This window comes from Actinomycetota bacterium, from assembly GCA_035765775.1.
Taxonomy (GTDB): domain Bacteria; phylum Actinomycetota; class CADDZG01; order JAHWKV01; family JAOPZY01; genus DASTWV01.
In genome coordinates this window covers 36,467-55,477 of the sequence record DASTWV010000002.1, presented here as the reverse complement: position 1 = coordinate 55,477, position 19,011 = coordinate 36,467, and the positions used below count along the sequence as shown (strand labels likewise).

Sequence of the window (19,011 nt, the reverse complement as noted above, 5' to 3'; positions counted from 1 at the left end):
GGCCGGCAGGGCCACCGCCGCGGGAGGCGGGAGGTGCGGAGCGGCGGGGCGGGCGGGCGTCACGGCCGGGCGGGCGCTCGGAGGAACCCGGGCGAGCGGATGCCTCGGCAGCGATCGCCGCGGCACCTTCCTCCGCCTCGGCACGCCGGCGGGCGGACTCACGGACCGGGACGATGTCGCCCTTGTAGATCCAGACCTTGACACCGATGCGGCCGAAGGTGGTGCGGGCCTCGGTGAAGCCGTAGTCGATGTCCGCCCGCAGCGTGTGCAGCGGCACCTTGCCCTCGTGATAGCCCTCGCGGCGGCTCATCTCAGCTCCACCAAGGCGGCCGGCGCAGGAGATCTTGACGCCCTGGGCACCGGCCTTGATGGCGGTGTTCACGGCCTTGCGCATGGCCCGGCGGAACGACACCCGGGAACTCAGCTGCTCGGCGACGGCCTGGGCCAGGAGCTGGGAGTCCAGGTCCGGGGCCTTGACCTCGATGATGTTGAGCTGCACCTGGATGTTGACGTCCTTGCCCACGACGGCCCGGGCGGCCTTGGTCTCCATGGACTCCAAGGCGGCGCGGATCTCGTCGGCCTGCACACCGCGGCGGCCGATGACGATGCCCGGCCGGGCGGTGTGCACGTCCACGCGCACCCGCTCCCGGGTCCGCTCGATCTCGATGCGGCTGATCGCGGCGTGCGGCAGCAGGTTCTTCAGGTATTCACGGATGCGGTCGTCCGCCAGGACGTACTGGCGGTACTGGTTGCCCTCTGCGTACCAGCGGGACTTCCAGTCGGTGACAATCCCCAGGCGTAGCCCGTAGGGATGAACTTTATGACCCACGCTGGCCTCCTTTGCCGGACGTCGGCGACTTCTTGGAGCGGGCCAGGGAGCCCCTCCCGGAGCGCGAAATGGGCCCCTTCCTGGAACCCTCGGTGGGTCCGGTCCTGCCGGTCTTGGCCTTGGTACCACCTGCGGTAGCTGCCTCGCCGGCCTCGGCGTTGCGGCGCCAGCGCCGTGCGGCCTTCTCACTGCTGGCGGCCTTGTCGGCGGCGCTGCGGGAGTCGGACTCCGCCACCCGGCGCTCCAGGACGATGTTGATGTGGCTGGTGCGCTTGCGGATCCGGTACGCCCGGCCCTGCGCCCGGGGGCGGAACCGCTTGAGGGTGGGGCCCTCATCGGCGGTCACCGTCTTGACGTAGAGCTCGTCGGCGTGCAGGTCGTGGTTGTGCTCGGCGTTGGCGATGGCCGCCTCCAGCACCTTGGACAGCTCCCGGCTGGCGTTCTTGGGGATGAAGGCCAGCACCCGGCGGGCCTCGTCCACGTGGGTGTTGCGGATCAGCGCCGCCACCTGGTTGACCTTGGTGGGGCTGAGCCGCAGGTAGCGGGCGCCGGCGTGTGCGGTCCGGGGAGCGCTCTTGGGAGGAGCCATTACTTGAGCCTCGAGCTTCGCTCGGTGTGGTGGCCGTGCGTGCGGAAGGTCCGGGTGGGCGCAAACTCGCCCAGCTTGTGGCCCACCATGGCCTCGGTCACGTAGACCGGCACATGCTTGCGCCCGTCGTGGACCGCGATGGTGTGCCCGACCATGTCGGGGATCAGGGTGGAGCGGCGGGACCAGGTCTTGATGACCCGCTTGTCCCCGCGCCGGTTCAGATCGTCCACCTTCTTGAGAAGGTGGTCGTCGACAAACGGGCCTTTGGCTAACGATCTTGGCACTGGTGCTTCACCCTCCCCGCTTTGCTCCGCGACGGCGCACGATGTATGCGTCCGAGTACTTGCCCTTCTTGCGCGTCCGTCCTTCTTTCTTGCCCCATGGTGAGACGGGGTTGCGCCCGCCCGAGGCCTTGCCCTCGCCACCACCCAGGGGGTGGTCGACGGGGTTCATGGCCACGCCACGGACGCTGGGCCGGCGGTTCTGCCACCGGCTGCGGCCTGCCTTGCCGATCGAAACCAGCTCGGCCTCCTTGTTGCCCACCTCGCCCACCGTGGCCCGGCAGATCACCGGGATCAGCCGCACCTCACCCGAGGGGAGGCGCAGTGTGGCCATGGCCGTGTCTCCGGCCGTGGTCTCTTTGGCAACCAACTGGACCGAGGCCCCTGCGGACCGGGCAATTTTCGCCCCGCCGCCGGGCTTGATCTCAATATTGTGTACCACGGTACCCACGGGGATGTTCCTGAGCTGCAGCGCGTTGCCCGGTCGGATCTCGGATCCCACGCCGCTCTGCAGCATGTCGCCCACGGCCACCTTGTCCGGGCAGATGATGTACCGCTTCTCCCCATCCACGTAGTGCAGCAGTGCGATACGGGCGTTGCGGTTGGGGTCGTACTCGATGGTGGCGACCTTGGCGGGGATCCCGTCCTTGTCCCGGCGGAAGTCGATGATCCGGTACTGCTGCTTGTGGCCGCCGCCCTGGTGCCGGGCAGTGATGCGCCCGTGGACGTTGCGGCCGGCCTTCTTCGGCTTCGGGACGGTGAGGGACCGCTCCGGCTTGGTCTTGGTCAGGCCGGAGAAGTCGGCAAACGACGCCCCGCGGCGTCCGGGGGTGGTGGGCTTGGCTTTGCGTACGGTCATGGGCGCCTAGTGATCCCTTATCTCGTCTCGAAGAGTTCGATCTTGTCGCCTTCGGCGAGCTTGACGATGGCCCGCTTGGAGCTGGCACGCTGGCCGGCGACATTGCGGGTGCGCTTGGTCTTGCCCTTGCGGTTGATGGTGTTGACCGACGAGACCTTGACCCCCCAGATCTTCTCCACCGCCTGGCGGACGTCCGTCTTGGTGGCCGAGCGGGGGATGATGAACGTGTAGGTGTCGTGGTCGATCAGGCCGTAGGACTTCTCCGAGACCACGGGCCGCAGGATGATGTCGCGGGGCGAGACGCTCATTCGGCCTCCTCCTCGTCGCCATCCGCCTCGCCATCGGAGGCTTCATCGGCGATCTCCTGGGCCTCGGCCACCACCACGGCCTCGTCCATTGCTTCTTCATCCGCCGCGTCGTCCGCGATTTCCTGCGCCTCGGCGGCAACTTCGGTCTCCGCCTTTGCCTGCTCGGCAGAAACCGGCTCGGCCTCGGCAGCGGCCGGCGCCGCATCGACGGCGATATCGGCCTTGGTGATCTGGGCCAGCGCCTCCCGGGTCAGGACCACCACGTCGGCCGCCAGCACCGTGTAGGTGGTGGGCACGCGCACCATCAGGACCTGGGGCAGGTTGCGGAATGACTTCCAGGTGTCCGACCGGGCGTCGCCGTCGCCGGTCAGCCGGCCGGTGACCAGCAGGACCTTGCCCGAGGCACCCCAGCTTTTCAGCAACTCGGCGCCCTTCTTGGTCTTGGGCTCGCTGAAGACCGGGGCGTCCACCACGATGAGGCTGCCCTCCCGCGCCCGGTCGCTCAAGGCGCAGCGCAGGGCGAGGGCGCGGGTCTTCTTGGTCAGCTGGAACGTGTAGTCGCGGGGCTTCGGCCCGTGGGCGACGCCGCCGCCCACCCACTGCGGCTCCCGGGAGGAGCCGTGGCGCGCACGCCCGGTCCCCTTCTGGCGCCAGGGCTTCTTGCCGCCCCCCCGGACCTCGGCCCGGGTCTTGGTGGAGTGCGTCCCCGCTCGGGCTGCGGCGAGGTGTGCCCGCACCACCGCGTGCATGACCGGCACGTTGGGGTCGACGTCAAAGATGTCGTCCGGGAGCTGGACCTGACCGGTGGCCTTGCCGTCGGCATCGACAAACGCGGCCACGCTCATGATGCACCCGCCTTGTTGGCCTTGGCCTTGACCGAGGAGCGCACCAGCACGACGCCCCCGTCCGGGCCCGGCACCGCGCCCCGGATCAGCAGGAGGTTGCGCTTGGGGTCAGCCTCGACCACCTCGAGGTTCAGCATGGTCACCCGGGAGTGGCCCAACTGGCCCGCCATCCGGACGCCTTTGAAGATGCGGGACGGGGTGGCGCTGGCGCCCACCGAGCCCGGCGAGCGGTGCTTGCGCTCGGTGCCGTGGCTGGCGGACAGGCCCTTGAACCCGTGGCGGCGCATGACGCCGCTGAAGCCCTTGCCCTTGGAGGTGCCCACGACGTCCACCCGCTCCCCCTTGGCAAAGACATCGGCCAGGATTTCCTGGCCGACCGTGAACCCTTCCGAGGACTCGACGCGCACCTCGCCGAGGTGGCGCATCGGCGCGATGGAGGCCGCCTTCAGGTGCCCCATCTCCGGCTTGTTGAGCTTGCGGGGGGGGACCTCGCCGAATGCGAGCTGGATGGCGGTGTAGCCGTCCTTCTCCGGCGTGCGGAGGGCCGAGACCGTGCACGGCCCGGCGCGCACCACTGTCACGGGGATCACCCGCGACGACTCGTCGAAGACCTGGGTCATCCCGACCTTCACGCCGAAGATGCCCTTTGTAACTAGAGCCAAGTTACTGCCGCCATATCTCGCGCCTCACTGCTCGGTGCTGCCGTGCATTCCTAGAGGTTCAGCTTGATCTCGATATCGACGCCAGCCGGGAGGTCCAGCCGCTGCAGGCTGTCCACGGTCTTGGGCGTCGGGTCCAAGATGTCGATCATCCGCTTGTGGGTCCGCATCTCGAAGTGCTCGCGGGAGTCCTTGTCCTTGTGTGGGGACCGGATGACCGTGACCCGCTCGATCCGCGTCGGGAGGGGGATGGGACCGTGCACGCCGGCTCCCGTCCGGGTCACCGTGTCCACGATCTTGCGCGCGCTCTGGTCGATGACCTCGTGGTCATACGCCTTGAGCTTGATGCGGATCTTCTGGCTGGCCATGTGCCCCTTTTTTCTTTCGCTCCGCGGCTACGTCTGTCGCTCCGCCCTGCGGCTACGGTTCTCTTCTCGCCGACTACTCGCTAGTAACCCCGGACCCGCTTGACGATCTGCTCCGACAGGGATGCGGGCACTTCCTGGTACGAGTGGAACTGCATCGTGTACGTCGCCCGGCCTTGGGTGCGGCTGCGTAGGTCCGTGGCGTAGCCGAACATCTCGGCGAGAGGCACGAAGGCACGGATGATACGGGATGTGCCCCGGTTATCCAACTTCTCGATGCGGCCCCGGCGGCTGTTGACATCGCCGATGACCTCGCCCATGAAGTCCTCCGGGGTCACAACCTCGACCTCCATCACGGGCTCGAGCAACGTGGGGCCCGCCTGGCCGGCCGCCTGCTTCAGCGCCATGGACCCGGCGATCTTGAAGGCCATCTCCGAGGAGTCCACCTCGTGGTAGGAGCCGTCCACGAGGGTGACCCGGATGTCCACCATCGGGTAGCCGGCCAGCACACCGCCGGCCATGGCGTCCTGGACGCCCTCGTCCACCGCCGGGATGTACTCGACCGGGATGGCGCCGCCCTTGATCTGGCTGACGAACTCAAAGCCGCCGCCCGGCCCCAGGGGCTCCAGGTCCAGCACCACGTGGGCGAACTGGCCCTTGCCACCGGTCTGCTTGACGTAGCGCAGCACCACGTGGTGGGCGGGCTTGCGGACGGTCTCCCGGTAGGCCACCTGCGGCTTGCCGACGTTGGCATCCACCTTGAACTCCCGGGTGAGGCGGTCCACCAGCACCTCGAGGTGCAGCTCGCCCATGCCCGAGATGATGGTCTGCCCGGTCTCCAGGTCCGTGCGGATCTGGAAGGTGGGGTCCTCCTCGGCCAGCCGCTGGAGCGCGGTGGCCAGGCGCTCCTGGTCCACTTTGGTCTTGGGCTCGATGGCCATGGAGATCACGGGGGCGGCGAAGGTGGGTGCCTCGAGGATGATCGGTTGGTTGGGGTCGCACAGCGTGTCGCCGGTGAAGGTCTGCTTCAGTCCCACCACGGCCACGATGTCGCCGGTGAAGGCGGCTTCTTTGTCCTCCCGGTGGTTGGCGTGCATCTGCAGGATGCGCCCGATGCGCTCCTTTCGGTCCCGGGTGGAGTTGGAGACCGCGCCGCCGGCCCGCACCGTGCCCGAGTACACCCGGAAGTAGGTCAGCCGGCCGACGTGGGGGTCGGACATGATCTTGAAGGCCAAGGCGCAGAACGGCGCAGTGTCCTCCGCCTTGCGCTCGATGGTGCCCTCGCCCCGGGGGTTCTCGCCCACGACCGGCGGCACGTCGAGCGGGGAGGGCAGGTAGGCCACGATGGCGTCGAGCAGCGGCTGCACGCCCTTGTTCTTGAAGGCGGTGCCGCACAGAACCGGTGTCGCCTCGCCCGCCAGGGTGGCCTTGCGCACGGCGCTGCGGAGGTGCTCCGGGCTGGGCTCGCCGCCGTGGACGTAGGCCTCCATGACCTCGTCGTCGAACTCGGCCAGGGCCTCGAAGAGCTCGTGACGCCAGTGCTCGGCCTCGTCCTTGAGTTCAGCGGGGATCTCGCGGTCCTCCCAGACATCACCCTTGTCGGTGGTCCAGTAGCGGCCCTTCATCTCGATGAGGTCGATAACACCGTGGAAGTCGGCTTCTTTGCCCCACGGGATCTGCACCGGGAGCGGGTGGGCTCCGAGGCGGTCCCGGATCATGTCCACCGTCATGTCGAAGTCTGCCCCGAGGCGATCCATCTTGTTGATGAAGCACATGCGGGGCACCCGGTAGCGGTCGGCCTGGCGCCAGACGGTCTCGGTCTGGGGCTCGACCCCGGCGACGGCGTCGAAGATGGCCACGGCCCCGTCCAGCACCCGCAGCGAGCGCTCCACCTCGACGGTGAAGTCCACGTGGCCCGGGGTGTCGATGATGTTGATCCAGTGGTCCTTCCACCGGCAGGTGGTGGCGGCGGAGGTGATGGTGATGCCCCGCTCCTGCTCCTGGACCATCCAGTCCATCACCGCGGCGCCCTCGTGGACCTCGCCCATCTTGTAGGTGCGGCCGGTGTAATAGAGGATGCGCTCGGTGGTCGTGGTCTTGCCCGCGTCGATGTGGGCCATGATCCCGATGTTGCGGGTCCGGCCGAGCGGGTACTCCCGGATCAAGGGCGCGCCGCCCTTGCCGGTGCCCTCGACGGCGCGCAGCGCCGGCTTGTCGTTCCGGAGGACCTCAGGTTCTGTTGCCATCGCTCGTACCACCAACCCTTCACTACCCCCTAGTTTTCTTCGAACCTTTGCTTCTGGGCGCCACTTGTTTCCTGGCAGCAAAACGGCCGGGCATTCTGCTCCCGGCCGGGCGGTATCGCAGCGTGCACAGAGCTACCTCTGCGACACCTCCCATTTGCCTCTGCGCAATGCCGCCTCCTCCTGTACGCCAGATGGCTGGGCCGTTTTGACGCTGCGGCCGTGCCCACGCCTGTCTACGCTCGAAGTTCGGACACCACAGCCTACCTCACCGGCGAGGGACTCCCTCTTATTCCCTCGTACGGCTATTTACCACCGATAGTGTGCGAATGCCTTGTTTGCCTCTGCCATCTTGTGCAGGTCTTCCCGCCGCTTCACCGACGCCCCGACCCCGTTGGCTGCATCCATCAATTCGCCGGCCAGGCGCTGGGCCATGGTGCGCTCCCGGCGGACCCGCGAGTAGTTGACGATCCACCGGATTGCCAGGGTGGTTGAGCGCCGCGAGGGCACCTCCATGGGCACCTGGTAGGTGGCGCCACCGACCCGCCGGGACTTGACCTCGATGAGTGGCCGGGCCCCCTCCACCGCTTTGCGCAGCGTCTGGGTGGGGTCGCCCCCGGTCTTTTCGGAGATGATCTTGAGTGCCCCGTACACGATCTTCTCGGCCAGGGACTTCTTGCCCCGCAGCATGATGCGGTTGATGAACTGCGTGGCGAGGGGATTGTGGTAGATGGGGTCCGGCGCGGGCTCCCGCTTGATGGCTGGTCCTTTGCGCGGCATCTACTTCTTCTCTTTCTTGGCCCCGTAGCGGCTGCGGGCCTTCTTGCGGTTGCGGACGCCGGCGGTGTCCAGCGTGCCCCGGACGATCTTGTAGCGCACACCGGGCAGGTCCTTCACGCGGCCCCCCCGGACGAGCACGATGGAGTGTTCCTGGAGGTTGTGGCCGATCCCCGGGATGTAGGCGGTCACCTCGACCCCGGTGGTGAGCCGCACCCGGGCGATTTTGCGCAGGGCCGAGTTGGGCTTCTTGGGGGTGGTGGTCTTCACCTGGGTGCACACCCCGCGGCGCTGCGGGCACCCGCGGAGGGCGGGCGTCTTGGTCTTGGTGACCTGCGTCTCGCGGCCGTCCCGCAGGAGCTGCTGGATCGTGGGCACTCTTCGTCCTTCCTTGACCGTCTGTGGCGCGTGGCACCCGGGGATCGTGCTGCATCGGGTGGCCGATCGGACTCGCATCCCAGCCTGAGACCCTGGCTTTCCACCAGGCAGGCTGAGGCGCGAGGGATGAACGTATCACCAGAAGCGCAGCCGGTCAACCCAGCCCCCTGAGGCTCCCCCGCCTCGTCTCCGGCAGATGCCCGCAGGGTTGGGGTCACGTTGCCCGCATTTTCGCGAGCCTCGACAGCTGCGCCGCCTAACCGGAAAACAAAAGAGGCGAGCCGGTGGCCGGCCCGCCTCCTTACAGTGCGCGGGAGCTACAGGCGAATGACCAGCCCGATGAAGATGCCGCCGCCGAGAAGGCCGCCGCCGCCCTCGCCACCGTCGTCGTCGTCATCGTCGTCGTGGTGCCAGCCCAGAGGTGCGTCCTTGATCATTTCTTTCCCCTTTCCCCCGTTGGCACTCTCGTCTCAGAGTGCAGCCCTGTCATGGATACTATTGGTTTGTTACCCCGTATCGAAACCGATGCGTGCGCGAACGTCTCCATTTCTCCTTAAAAAAACTTCATCATGAAGCCATGGCCCCGGTGCGCCGGCGGCCGAATCCTCCCGAACGCTTAGGCGCCAGGGCGTCCGAGCGGGCGACGATGGTGGCCACGTCCGGCAGCCCCTGGAACGACCAGAGGCGGGCGAAGGCCCCGCCGGCCGCCAGCAGGTCCACCGGGCGCCCCTGCTCGGCGATCCGGCCTCCCTCGAGGACGATCACCCAGTCGGACCCCGCCGCCACGCTGAGGGCGTGCGAGACGATGATCGCCGTGCGGCCCTCGATCGCCCGGCGCAGGGCGGCCATCACGGTGGCCTCGGACTCGGCGTCCAGGCCGTTGGTGGGCTCGTCCAGCAGCAGCAACGAGCAGTCCCGGACGATGGCCCGGGCGAGCGCCAGGCGCCGGCGCTGGCCGCCCGAGAGCTGGCCGCCCCCTTCGCCCACCTCGGTGGCGTAGCCGTCGGGCATCCGGTCCACGAACTCGTCCACCAGGGCCAGGGCGGCCGCCTGCCGGACGTCGCCCGGGGTGGCGTTGGGCTGGCCGAAGATGATGTTGTCCTCGACGGTGCCGTCGAGGATCCAGGGGTCCTGGGGGACCAGCGACAGGCGGTCGCGCAGGCCCGCGAGCCGGATGTTGCGCAGGTCTTGGCCGTTGACCCGGATCGTGCCCTCGTCGGGGTCGTAGAGGCGCAGCAGGAGGGAGAGCAGGGTGGACTTGCCCGCACCGCTCGCCCCGACCACGCAGGCGACCTCGCCGGGCAGCACCTGGAAACTCAGATCGGACACCGCCGGGCTCCCGTCCCGGTAGGCAAAGCTGACGCCGTCCAAGGACAGCCCCAGCATCCCGGCCGGCATCTCGGCGGGATTCGGCTTCTCGCTCACCACCTCGTCACAGTTCAGGATCTCGGCGAGCCGCTCCCGGCTGGCGGTGCCCTTCGCCATCATCGACACCATCCGGGTCAGGGCGCCGATGGGGCCGTACATCCCAGTGACGTACGTCAGCACCACCAGGAGCGTCCCGACGGAGAGCCGGTGGTCGATGACCCGGAGCACCCCGACGAAGAGCACCAGGCCGGAGCCGGCGGCGAGAACAGACTCGGTGAGCGGCGCGAACCGCGCCATGACCTCGACCGCCTCGACCGCACTGCCGGCCGCGTCGTCGGAGGCGGAGCGGAAGCGGCGCTGTTCATGGTGCCCCCGGGCGAAGGCCTGCACCACCCGGACGTTGCGCAACGAGTCGGTGGCCCGGCTTGCCATGTTGCCGAAGAGAGTGCGTGTCTGGCGCTGCACCTCCCGGATCCGCCGCCGGGACACCACCCCGAGGACGCTCAGGATGGGGATGACCACGAGAGCGGCTGCCCCGAGCTCCCGGTCGATGACGAACAGCACCCCCATCATGCCGAGCAGCGAGAGCCCCTCGGGCACCAGGGTCTCGAACCAGGCCACCGTGGCGTCCTGCACCCGGCTGACGTCGGAGGTCAGGCGGGTGACGAGGTCGCCGGTGCGGTTGCGGTCGTGGAAGCGCAGGGAGAGGGATGTGAGCTTGGCGAAGGCGGCCACCCGGATGTCGGCGCCGATGCGCTCGGAGGCCGACCCGATCAGGCACTCGATGAGGTATTTCATCAGGCCGCCCACCGCGACGATCACCAGCAGGCTGAGCGCCGCCACCCCGGCCAGCTGCCCGGGCGTGAGCGGGCGCAGGGGGGCCAGCCAGCCGGTCAGCCGCTTGCCCCCGATGGCATAGTCCACCGCCAGCGCCAGGGGCCACGGGCGGAGCACCTCCAGCGTGGTCTCCATGACCGACAGGACGGACGCCACCCCGAGACGCCACCGGTAGGGCCGGAGGAACCGGCGCAGCGTCTTCGCCGGGCTGCGCGGGCGGTCGGCCCGGCGGGGCTTGCCGGCGGGGGCCTGATGATCGGCGGGGGGCTCGGGCGGCGGGGTGTAGGGCGCCATGGACAGCTCGGGGGCGGCCTTCCTGGCCTTCCTGCCGGCGTGCTTCTCGGGCTTGTTCTGGGGTTGCGGGTCGGGGCCCCTGGTCCTGGCCTTCGCCCTGCGTTCCCGGGCGGGAGGCTCCTCGGTGGAGCGGCGCGAGGCCCGGGTGGAGCTGACCACCGCGGTGGGGGTGGTGCCGTCCAGGAGGACCAGCGGCAGGGCGTCGGGCGCCGGGGCTGGTGCCCAGGGCGCAGAGACCCCGTTGGGACCAGCCGGTGCACCGGGCTCGGGCCCAAGATCGGGTCCAAGATCGGGTCCAAGATCGGGTTCAGGCTCGCCCCAGGCAAAACTTGTGGATTGGACCGCCATAGTGGCGGCGGTTTCCACAAGTTTCCCTTCAACGGGGCCGGGCAGCTCCGCTCGCGCCTCCCGCATCGCCCGCCGGCGCCCGGTGGACCGCACGGCCAGGACGGCCAGCACCCCGACGATGAGGATTGCCGGCCCTCGAACGTACGACAGGACGTTCAGATGCCCCGAGGCAGGCGAGGCCGCCCGCAGCATCTCCTCCGAGACACCACGAAGGACATCGAGCACCCTGGGCCCCCGTTCCCCTGGTCCTGCCGGCGGGCCGGTCCGACCAGACAGTCGACCTTAAGACCCGCTTGAGAACTTCCAGACTATCTAGCGTACGAACGACGGTCAAATGAGGGTTTCTTTATGCCCTTGAGCCATTCGTCCAAACGCGCCGGGGCCGCCCCGAAGGGCGGCCCCAGACCGCAACCGAACCCGGAGAAGCTAGAAGCTGACCTCTTCCTCTTCGTCGTACACCGGGCGGTTGGCCATCTCGGCCTCCCGCTGGGCGCGGCGCTCCTCGTCCTCCCGGCGCAGCAGCTCCAGGAGCTGGGCGACCTCGGCCGCCGGGGTCACCTGGATCGAGCGGTACCGGGTCATCCCGGTGCCGGCCGGGATCAGCTTGCCGATGATCACGTTCTCCTTCAGGCCGAGCAGCGAGTCCGACTTGCCCTTGATGGCGGCGTCGGTGAGCACCCGGGTGGTCTCCTGGAAGGACGCCGCCGACAGCCAGCTCTCGGTGGCCAGGGACGACTTCGTGATCCCCATGAGGATCGGCCGGGCGGTGGCGGGCTCGCCGCCCGACGCCATGACCTCCTGGTTGGCCGCCTCGAACAGCTTGCGGTCCGCCAGGTCGCCGGGCAGGAACTCGGTGTCCCCGGGCTCGATCACGCTGACCTTGCGCAGCATCTGGCGCACGATCAGCTCGATGTGCTTGTCGTGGATCGGCACGCCCTGGGACTTGTAGACCTGCTGGACCTCCTGGACCAGGTACAGCTGCACCGCCCGGATGCCGCCGACCTCCAGCATGTCGTGGGGGTCGATCGAGCCCTCGGTGATCTGGTCGCCGGGCTCGACGAGGTCGCCGTTGTCGACCCGCAGGCGCTGGCGCCGGGACACCGGGTACTCCTCCTCCCGGCCATCCTCGCCGACGACCCGCACGATCTTCTTGGTCTCCGCCTCCTCGATCTCCACCCGGCCTGGGATCTTGGCGATGGTCGCCTTGCCCTTGGGCGTGCGGGCCTCGAAGAGCTCGACGACCCGGGGGAGGCCGTGGGTGATGTCCTCACCGGCGACGCCACCGGTGTGGAACGTGCGCATGGTGAGCTGGGTGCCCGGCTCACCGATCGACTGGGCGGCGATGATGCCGACCGCCTCGCCGATGTCCACCAGGGCACCGGTGGCCATGTTGCGGCCGTAGCACATGAGGCAGACGCCGTACTTGGCGTCGCAGGTCAGCACCGAGCGGACCCGGATCGAGTCGATGCCCTCGGCGGCCAGCCGGCGCTCCTTCGGCCGGTCGACCTGCTCGCCGGCGGTGACGATCACCTCGCCGTCCGCCCCGGTGACCGTCTCCAGGGAGGTCCGGCCGAACAGCTTGGTGTCCAGCGATGGGCCCTCCACCCGCAGCCCGCTGATCGGGTGCGTCACGGTGACGTACACCGGGATGCCCCGTTCGGTGCCGCAGTCGATCTCCCGGACGATGAGCTCCTGGGAGACGTCCACCAGGCGCCGGGTGAGGTACCCGGAGTCGGCGGTGCGCAGGGCGGTGTCGGCCAGGCCCTTGCGGGCGCCGTGGGTGGAGATGAAGTACTCGAGGACGGTCAGGCCCTCCCGGAAGTTGGCCTTGATGGGCCGCGGGATGATCTCGCCCCGGGGGTTGGCCACCAGGCCACGCATCCCGGCGATCTGGCGGACCTGCATGATGTTCCCTCGGGCGCCGGAGTTGGCCATCATGTAGATCGGGTTCAGGTCCTGGCTCCGGAAGGCGTGCTCCATGTCTTCCTTCACCTCGTCGGTGGCCTTGGTCCAGATCTCGATGAGTTCCTGGCGCCGCTCGTCGTCAGTGATGATGCCCCGCCGGTACTGGGTCTCGACCTTGTCCGCCTGGCGCTCGTACTCGGCCAGGATGGCCGGCTTGCGCGGCGCCGGGGTGGCGTCGGTCACCCCGATGGTGACGCCCGCCTTGGTGGCGTAGTGGAAGCCGATGCCCTTGATGGCGTCCAGCGTCCGGGCGATGTCCACCTTGTCGTAGCGCTCGGAGAGGTTCTCCAGGATCTGGTTGAGCTCCCGCTTGCCCACCACCCGGTTGACGTACGGGAAGTCGCCCGGCATGGCCTCGTTGAAGATCAGCCGGCCGACGGTGGTCTCGATGAGCGGCATGGCCCGGGGCCCGCCCTCGGCGTCCTCGTCGTCCTCGTTGGCGGGGACCGCCGCGGTGGCCTCGGTCTCCTCCAGAGTCTCGCCCGGGCCCAGCTTGCCCTTGAGGCGCACCAGCACGGGCTCCTGCAGCACCACGGTGTGGAAGTCGTAGGCCAGCAATGCCTCGGCCACCGACGCGAACGCCCGCTTGGGCTTGCCCTCATGCGTCCGGGCGAGGGCCCGCCCGTACGGGTCCATCGTGAGGTAGTAGGTGCCCAGGATCATGTCCTGGGTGGGCGTGACGATCGGGGTGCCGTGCGCCGGCGACAGGATGTTGTTGGTGGACAGCATCAGCAGCCGGGCCTCGGCCTGCGCCTCGGCCGACAGGGGCACGTGCACCGCCATCTGGTCGCCGTCGAAGTCGGCGTTGAAGGCCGCACACACCAGCGGGTGGATCTTGATGGCCTTGCCTTCCACCAGGATCGGCTCGAAGGCCTGGATGCCGAGGCGGTGCAGGGTGGGCGCCCGGTTCAGCATCACCGGGTGATCCCGGATGACCTCCTCGAGGATGTCCCACACGTGCGGCCGGGCGCGCTCGACCATCCGCTTGGCGGACTTGATGTTCTGGGCGATGCCGGCATCCACCAGGCGCTTCATCACGAAGGGCTTGAACAGCTCCAGGGCCATGACCTTGGGCAGGCCGCACTGGTGCAGCTTGAGCTGCGGGCCGACGACGATGACCGACCGGCCCGAGTAGTCCACCCGCTTGCCCAGCAGGTTCTGGCGGAACCGGCCCTGCTTGCCCTTCAGCATGTCCGAGAGGCTCTTCAGCGGGCGGTTGCCCGGCCCGGTGACCGGCCGGCCGCGGCGCCCGTTGTCGAACAGGGCGTCGACCGCCTCCTGCAGCATGCGCTTCTCGTTGTTGACGATGATCTCCGGGGCGCCGAGGTCCAGCAGCCGCTTCAGGCGGTTGTTCCGGTTGATCACCCGGCGGTAGAGGTCGTTGAGGTCCGAGGTGGCGAAGCGGCCGCCGTCCAGCTGGACCATGGGGCGGAGGTCCGGCGGGATGACGGGCACCGCGTCCAGCACCATGCCCATCGGCGAGTTCTTGCCGCCCTCGGTGGTGAACGGGGAGATGACCTTCAGCCGCTTGATGGCCCGGGCCTTGCGCTGGCCCTTGCCCGAGCGCACGGTCTCCTTCAGGGACTCCTCCTCCTCCCGGAGGTTGAGTCCGTGGAGCAGCTCCTTGACCGCCTCGGCCCCCATGCCGCCCCGGAAGTAGTCGCCGAAGCGGTCGCGCAGCTCCCGCCAGATGATCTCGTTGTCCACCAGCTGGCGGGGCGACAGGCTCCGGAAGGTGTTCCAGGTCTGCTCCAGCAGGGCGACGTCACGCTCCCGCCGGGCGTCGAGCTCCTTGATGGCCCGCTCGGTGTCCTTGCGCGCCCGGTTGAGGGTGGCAGCCTTCTCGCCCTTGGACTCCAGGTCGGCGAGCTTGGCCTCCAGCTCCTCGGCGTAGCGGTTGCGCCGGGTCTCGGCATCGGTTTCGACCTGCTCGATCTCCTTGCGGATGGCGGTCTCGAGCGTGGCGAGGTCGCGCGACCGCTTGGCCTCGTCCACGTGGGTGATGAGGTAGGCGGCGAAGTAGATAACCTTCTCCAGCTCCTTGGGCGCCAGGTCCAGCAGGTAGCCCAAGCGGCTGGGGACGCCCTTGAAGTACCAGATGTGGGTGACGGGGGCGGCGAGCTCGATGTGGCCCATGCGCTCCCGGCGCACCTTGGCCCGGGTGACCTCGACGCCGCACCGCTCGCAGATGATGCCCTTGAACCGCACCCGCTTGTACTTGCCGCAGTAGCACTCCCAGTCCTTGGTGGGCCCGAAGATGCGCTCGTCGAAGAGGCCGTCCTTCTCGGGCTTCAGCGTGCGGTAGTTGATGGTCTCCGGCTTCTTGACCTCGCCGTTGGACCACATGCGGATCTGATCGGCCGTTGCCAGGCCGATACGCAGCTCATCGAAGTAGTTGACGTCCAGCAACCTAGGCCTCCATGTCCACGCTCGAGGGCTCCCTGCGGGAGAGATCGATTCCCAGCTCCTCTGCGGTGCGGTACACGTCCTCGTCGATCTCCTTCATCTCGATTTCCTTGCCCTCCGCCGAGAGCACCTCGACGTTCAGGCACAGCGACTGCATTTCCTTGATCAGCACCTTGAAGCTCTCCGGGATGCCGGGCTCCGGGATGTTCTCGCCCTTGACGATGGCCTCGTAGACCTTCACCCGGCCCAGCACGTCGTCCGACTTGATGGTCAGCAGCTCCTGCAGGGCGTAGGCGGCGCCGTAGGCCTCCAGCGCCCACACCTCCATCTCCCCGAAGCGCTGGCCGCCGAACTGCGCCTTGCCGCCGAGGGGCTGCTGGGTGATCATCGAGTAGGGGCCGGTGGAGCGGGCATGGATCTTGTCGTCCACCAGGTGGAGCAGCTTCAGGATGTACAGGTAGCCGACGGTGATCGGGTGGTCGTAGGGCTCGCCCGAGCGGCCGTCGTACAGCTGGGCCTTGCCGTCCTCGTTCAGCACCTGCGCCCGCCCGGTGAGGTTGGCGGCCTTGAGGGCGGCCATGATGTCCTCCTCCCGGGCGCCGTCGAACACCGGCGTGGACACCCAGGTGGTGCCGTCCGGGTCGGCCGGGTGGTCCTTGAACCGCTCGGACTCCCAGCCGTACTTGGCGGCCCAGCCCAGGTGGCTCTCCAGCACCTGGCCCAGGTTCATCCGGGAGGGCACGCCCAGGGGGTTGAGGATGATGTCCACCGGCGTGCCGTTGGCCATGAAGGGCATGTCCTCCTCGGGAAGCACCTTGGAGATGACGCCCTTGTTGCCGTGGCGGCCAGCCAGCTTGTCGCCCTCCTGGATCTTGCGCTTCTGGGCGACGTACACCCGCACCAACTGGTTCACGCCCGGGGGCAGCTCATCGCCGTTCTCCCGGGAGAACACCCGGACGTCGATCACCTTGCCGGTCTCGCCGTGGGGGACCTTGAGGCTGGTGTCCCGCACCTCGCGCGCCTTCTCGCCGAAGATCGCCCGGAGCAGGCGCTCCTCGGGGGTCAGCTCGGTCTCGCCCTTGGGGGTGACCTTGCCCACCAGCACATCGCCGGTGGCGACCTCGGCGCCGATGCGGATGATGCCCCGCTCGTCGAGGTCCTTCAGGACCTCCTCGCCCAGGTTCGGGATGTCTCGGGTGATCTCCTCGGCGCCCAGCTTGGTGTCCCGGGCATCCACCTCGTGGGCCTCGATGTGGACCGAGGTGAGCACGTCCTCTTTCACCAGGCGCTCCGAGAGGATGATGGCGTCCTCGAAGTTGAATCCCTCCCAGGGCATGAAGGCCACCAGCAGGTTCTTGCCGAGCGCCAGCTCGCCATGGTCGGTGGAGGGGCCGTCGGCGATCACCGAGCCCCGCTGCACCGAGTCACCCTCGGAGACGATGGGCTTCTGGTTGATGCACGTGCCCTGGTTGGAGCGCTGGAACTTGTGCAGCCGGTACTCCTTGCGGGCACCGTCGATGCCTTTGACGATGACATAGTCGGCGGAGACCTCCTCGACCACGCCCGGGGCCTCGGCCAGCACCATGTCGCCGGCGTCCAGGGCGGTGCGCCCCTCGAGCCCGGTGCCCACCAGCGGCGCCTCCGAGCGGACCAGCGGCACCGCCTGCTTCTGCATGTTGGCGCCCATGAGGGCCCGGTTGGCGTCGTCGTGCTCGATGAAGGGGATCAGCGCGGCGGAGATCGACACGATCTGCTTCGGCGAGATGTCCATGAAATCGACCTCTTCGGCGGGCACGAAGTCCAGCTCGCCGCCCTTGCGGCGCACCAGGACGTGGTCCTCGCTGAAGCGCCCGGCGTCGTCCAGCGGCGCGTTGGCCTGGGCGATGACGTGGCGGTCCTCCTCGTCGGCGGTCAGGTAGTTGACGTCATCGGTTACGTGGCCGGCCTCGATGCGCCGGTACGGGGTCTCGATGAAACCGAACTCATTGATCCGGGCGTAGGAGGCCAGCGATCCGATGAGGCCGATGTTCGGCCCCTCCGGGGTCTCGATGGGACACATCCGGCCGTAGTGGCTGGGGTGCACGTCGCGGACCTCGAACCCGGCCCGCTCCCGGCTGAGACCGCCGGGGCCCAGGGCGCTCAGGCGCCGGCGGTGGGTGAGCCCGGTCAGCGGGTTGGTCTGGTCCATGAACTGGCTGAGCTGGCTGGTGCCGAAGAACTCCTTGATGGCGGCGACCACCGGGCGGATGTTGATCAGGGTCTGGGGCGTGATCGCCTCGACGTCCTGGGTGGTCATGCGCTCGCGCACCACCCGCTCCATCCGGGAGAGGCCGACCCGCACCTGGTTCTGGATCAGCTCGCCCACCGAACGGATCCGGCGGTTGCCGAAGTGGTCGATGTCGTCCACCTCGTAGCCCTCATCGCCCCGGTGCAGCTTCACCAGGTAGGCCACCGCCTTGATGATGTCCTCGTAGGACAGGATCGACTTGTAGCCGGGCGCCCGGGCGCCCCGGGGGACCACTTCGTCGTTGGTGGCGAAGACCCGCCAGCGCTCCTGCTCCTGCGGCTCCTTGCCGGGCTTGTCATTGGCGGTCAGTTCCTCGTGCAGCCGGTTGAGGACCGTGGTCATCGCCTCGTTCGAGGTGCCCAGCTTCTTGTCCACCTTGTAGCGGCCCACCTTGGCCAGGTCGTAGCGCTTCCAGTTGAAGAACAGGTTCTCCAGCAGCGTGCGCGCCGAGTCCGGCGTCGGGGGCTCGCCCGGCCGCAGCTTGCGGTAGATGTCCATGAGGGCCTCGTCGGCGGTCTCGATGTGGTCCCGCTCCAGGGTGATGCGGATCGACTCGGCGTCGTCGAACAGCCAGAGGATCTCCTCGGAGGACAGCCCCATCGCCTTCAGCAGCACGGTGACGTTCTGCTTGCGCTTGCGGTCGATCCGCACCCCGACGGTGTCCTTCTTGTCGGTCTCGAACTCCAGCCAGGCGCCACGGGCGGGGATCACCTTGGCGGCGAAGATCTCCCGGTCCGAGGTCTTGTCCAGCGTCCGGTCGAAGTACACGCCCGGGGAGCGGACCAGCTGCGAGACCACGACCCGTTCCGTCCCATTGATGACGAAGGTGCCCTTGTTCGTCATCATGGGGAAGTCGCCCATGAAGACGGTTTGCTCTTTGATCTCCCCGGTCTCCTTGTTCATGAACGTAGCGGTCACGAACAGAGGCGCGGAGAAGGTCATGTCCTTCTCCTTGCACTCCTGGACGGTGTGCTTGGGCTCATCGAAGCGGTGCTCGCCGAAGTCGAGCTGGAGGTTGCCGGTGAAGTCCTCCACCGGTGACATGTCCCGGAAGGTCTCCCGGAGACCCTCGTGCAGGAACCAGTCGAACGACTCCCGCTGGATGGCGACGAGGTCGGGCACGGGCTGGATTTCGGGGAAGCGGGCAAACGAAAGTCGCTGGCGCGAGGAAGAGCTGGGCAAGCAGTGCCTCCTTCTACGGCTGGTACGACGTGTGGGTCACGTACGCGATCAAACTACGAGAACGTTCACTTGGCCGGTTGGCGAGCGCGAGATTTCCCCCATTGCGCGCCTGCTGGTGGTCTGGGTCCGCTGAAATGAGTGCAGAAACACAGCAAACGGGCATAGTAGCACCATGGCTACCGCCCGTCAAC

At 68.3% G+C, this 19,011-nt stretch carries 14 protein-coding genes; all 14 read right to left on the bottom strand.

Annotated elements, in window-relative coordinates; translation table 11 throughout:
* A partial coding sequence (gene rpsC / locus VFW71_00400; GenBank protein HEU5001224.1) for a 30S ribosomal protein S3 occupies positions 1-829 on the bottom strand: 829 nt, incomplete at its 3' end.
* Entirely contained in the window at positions 819-1,418 is a 600-nt protein-coding gene (rplV, locus tag VFW71_00395) for a 50S ribosomal protein L22 (GenBank protein ID HEU5001223.1), read from the bottom strand. The genes rpsC and rplV, both read right to left, overlap by 11 nt.
* Complete coding sequence (gene rpsS / locus VFW71_00390) at positions 1,418-1,702, bottom strand: 30S ribosomal protein S19 (GenBank protein HEU5001222.1); 285 nt, start codon at positions 1,700-1,702, stop codon at positions 1,418-1,420. The genes rplV and rpsS overlap by 1 nt, the downstream gene beginning before the upstream one ends.
* A 7-nt stretch (positions 1,703-1,709) precedes the next feature.
* Positions 1,710-2,558 (bottom strand): 50S ribosomal protein L2, encoded by an 849-nt coding sequence (gene rplB / locus VFW71_00385; protein ID HEU5001221.1) that lies wholly within the window; start codon positions 2,556-2,558, stop codon positions 1,710-1,712.
* Positions 2,559-2,575: 17 nt separating this feature from the next.
* Positions 2,576-2,866 (bottom strand): 50S ribosomal protein L23, encoded by a 291-nt coding sequence (gene rplW / locus VFW71_00380; GenBank protein HEU5001220.1) that lies wholly within the window; start codon positions 2,864-2,866, stop codon positions 2,576-2,578.
* On the bottom strand, positions 2,863-3,711 hold the full coding sequence (gene rplD, locus VFW71_00375; protein HEU5001219.1) for a 50S ribosomal protein L4: 849 nt from the start codon (positions 3,709-3,711) through the stop codon (positions 2,863-2,865). Before rplD ends, rplW begins: the two co-directional genes overlap by 4 nt.
* Entirely contained in the window at positions 3,708-4,373 is a 666-nt protein-coding gene (rplC, locus tag VFW71_00370; protein ID HEU5001218.1) for a 50S ribosomal protein L3, read from the bottom strand. The genes rplD and rplC overlap by 4 nt, the downstream gene beginning before the upstream one ends.
* Before the next feature lie 50 nt (positions 4,374-4,423).
* Positions 4,424-4,738, bottom strand: a complete 315-nt coding sequence (rpsJ, locus tag VFW71_00365) for a 30S ribosomal protein S10 (protein HEU5001217.1) — start codon at positions 4,736-4,738, stop codon at positions 4,424-4,426.
* Between the two features lie 80 nt (positions 4,739-4,818).
* Positions 4,819-6,855, bottom strand: coding sequence for an elongation factor G (gene fusA / locus VFW71_00360; GenBank protein HEU5001216.1), 2,037 nt, complete (start codon positions 6,853-6,855; stop codon positions 4,819-4,821).
* Between the two features lie 432 nt (positions 6,856-7,287).
* Positions 7,288-7,758 (bottom strand): 30S ribosomal protein S7, encoded by a 471-nt coding sequence (rpsG, locus tag VFW71_00355; GenBank protein HEU5001215.1) that lies wholly within the window; start codon positions 7,756-7,758, stop codon positions 7,288-7,290.
* Positions 7,759-8,133 carry a 30S ribosomal protein S12 gene (gene rpsL, locus VFW71_00350; GenBank protein ID HEU5001214.1) on the bottom strand — a complete coding sequence of 125 codons (375 nt, stop codon included), beginning with the start codon at positions 8,131-8,133 and terminating at the stop codon, positions 7,759-7,761.
* Positions 8,134-8,700: 567 nt separating this feature from the next.
* On the bottom strand, positions 8,701-11,205 hold the full coding sequence (locus VFW71_00345) for an ABC transporter ATP-binding protein (GenBank protein ID HEU5001213.1): 2,505 nt from the start codon (positions 11,203-11,205) through the stop codon (positions 8,701-8,703).
* A 201-nt stretch (positions 11,206-11,406) separates the two neighbouring features.
* Complete coding sequence (locus tag VFW71_00340) at positions 11,407-15,354, bottom strand: DNA-directed RNA polymerase subunit beta' (GenBank protein HEU5001212.1); 3,948 nt, start codon at positions 15,352-15,354, stop codon at positions 11,407-11,409.
* A gap of 1 nt (position 15,355) precedes the next feature.
* Complete coding sequence (gene rpoB, locus VFW71_00335) at positions 15,356-18,820, bottom strand: DNA-directed RNA polymerase subunit beta (GenBank protein HEU5001211.1); 3,465 nt, start codon at positions 18,818-18,820, stop codon at positions 15,356-15,358.
* Between the last annotated feature and the right edge of the window lie 191 nt (positions 18,821-19,011).

Coding starts and splice junctions, on each gene's coding strand:
- rpsG (HEU5001215.1), bottom strand. CDS start 7,758: ATGCCGCGCAAAGGACCAGCCATCAAGCGGGAGCCCGCGCCGGACCCC.
- rpsJ (HEU5001217.1), bottom strand. CDS start 4,738: ATGGCCAGCCAGAAGATCCGCATCAAGCTCAAGGCGTATGACCACGAG.
- rplD (HEU5001219.1), bottom strand. CDS start 3,711: ATGAGCGTGGCCGCGTTTGTCGATGCCGACGGCAAGGCCACCGGTCAG.
- rplB (HEU5001221.1), bottom strand. CDS start 2,558: ATGACCGTACGCAAAGCCAAGCCCACCACCCCCGGACGCCGCGGGGCG.
- rplW (HEU5001220.1), bottom strand. CDS start 2,866: ATGAGCGTCTCGCCCCGCGACATCATCCTGCGGCCCGTGGTCTCGGAG.
- fusA (HEU5001216.1), bottom strand. CDS start 6,855: ATGGCCCACATCGACGCGGGCAAGACCACGACCACCGAGCGCATCCTC.
- rplV (HEU5001223.1), bottom strand. CDS start 1,418: ATGGCTCCTCCCAAGAGCGCTCCCCGGACCGCACACGCCGGCGCCCGC.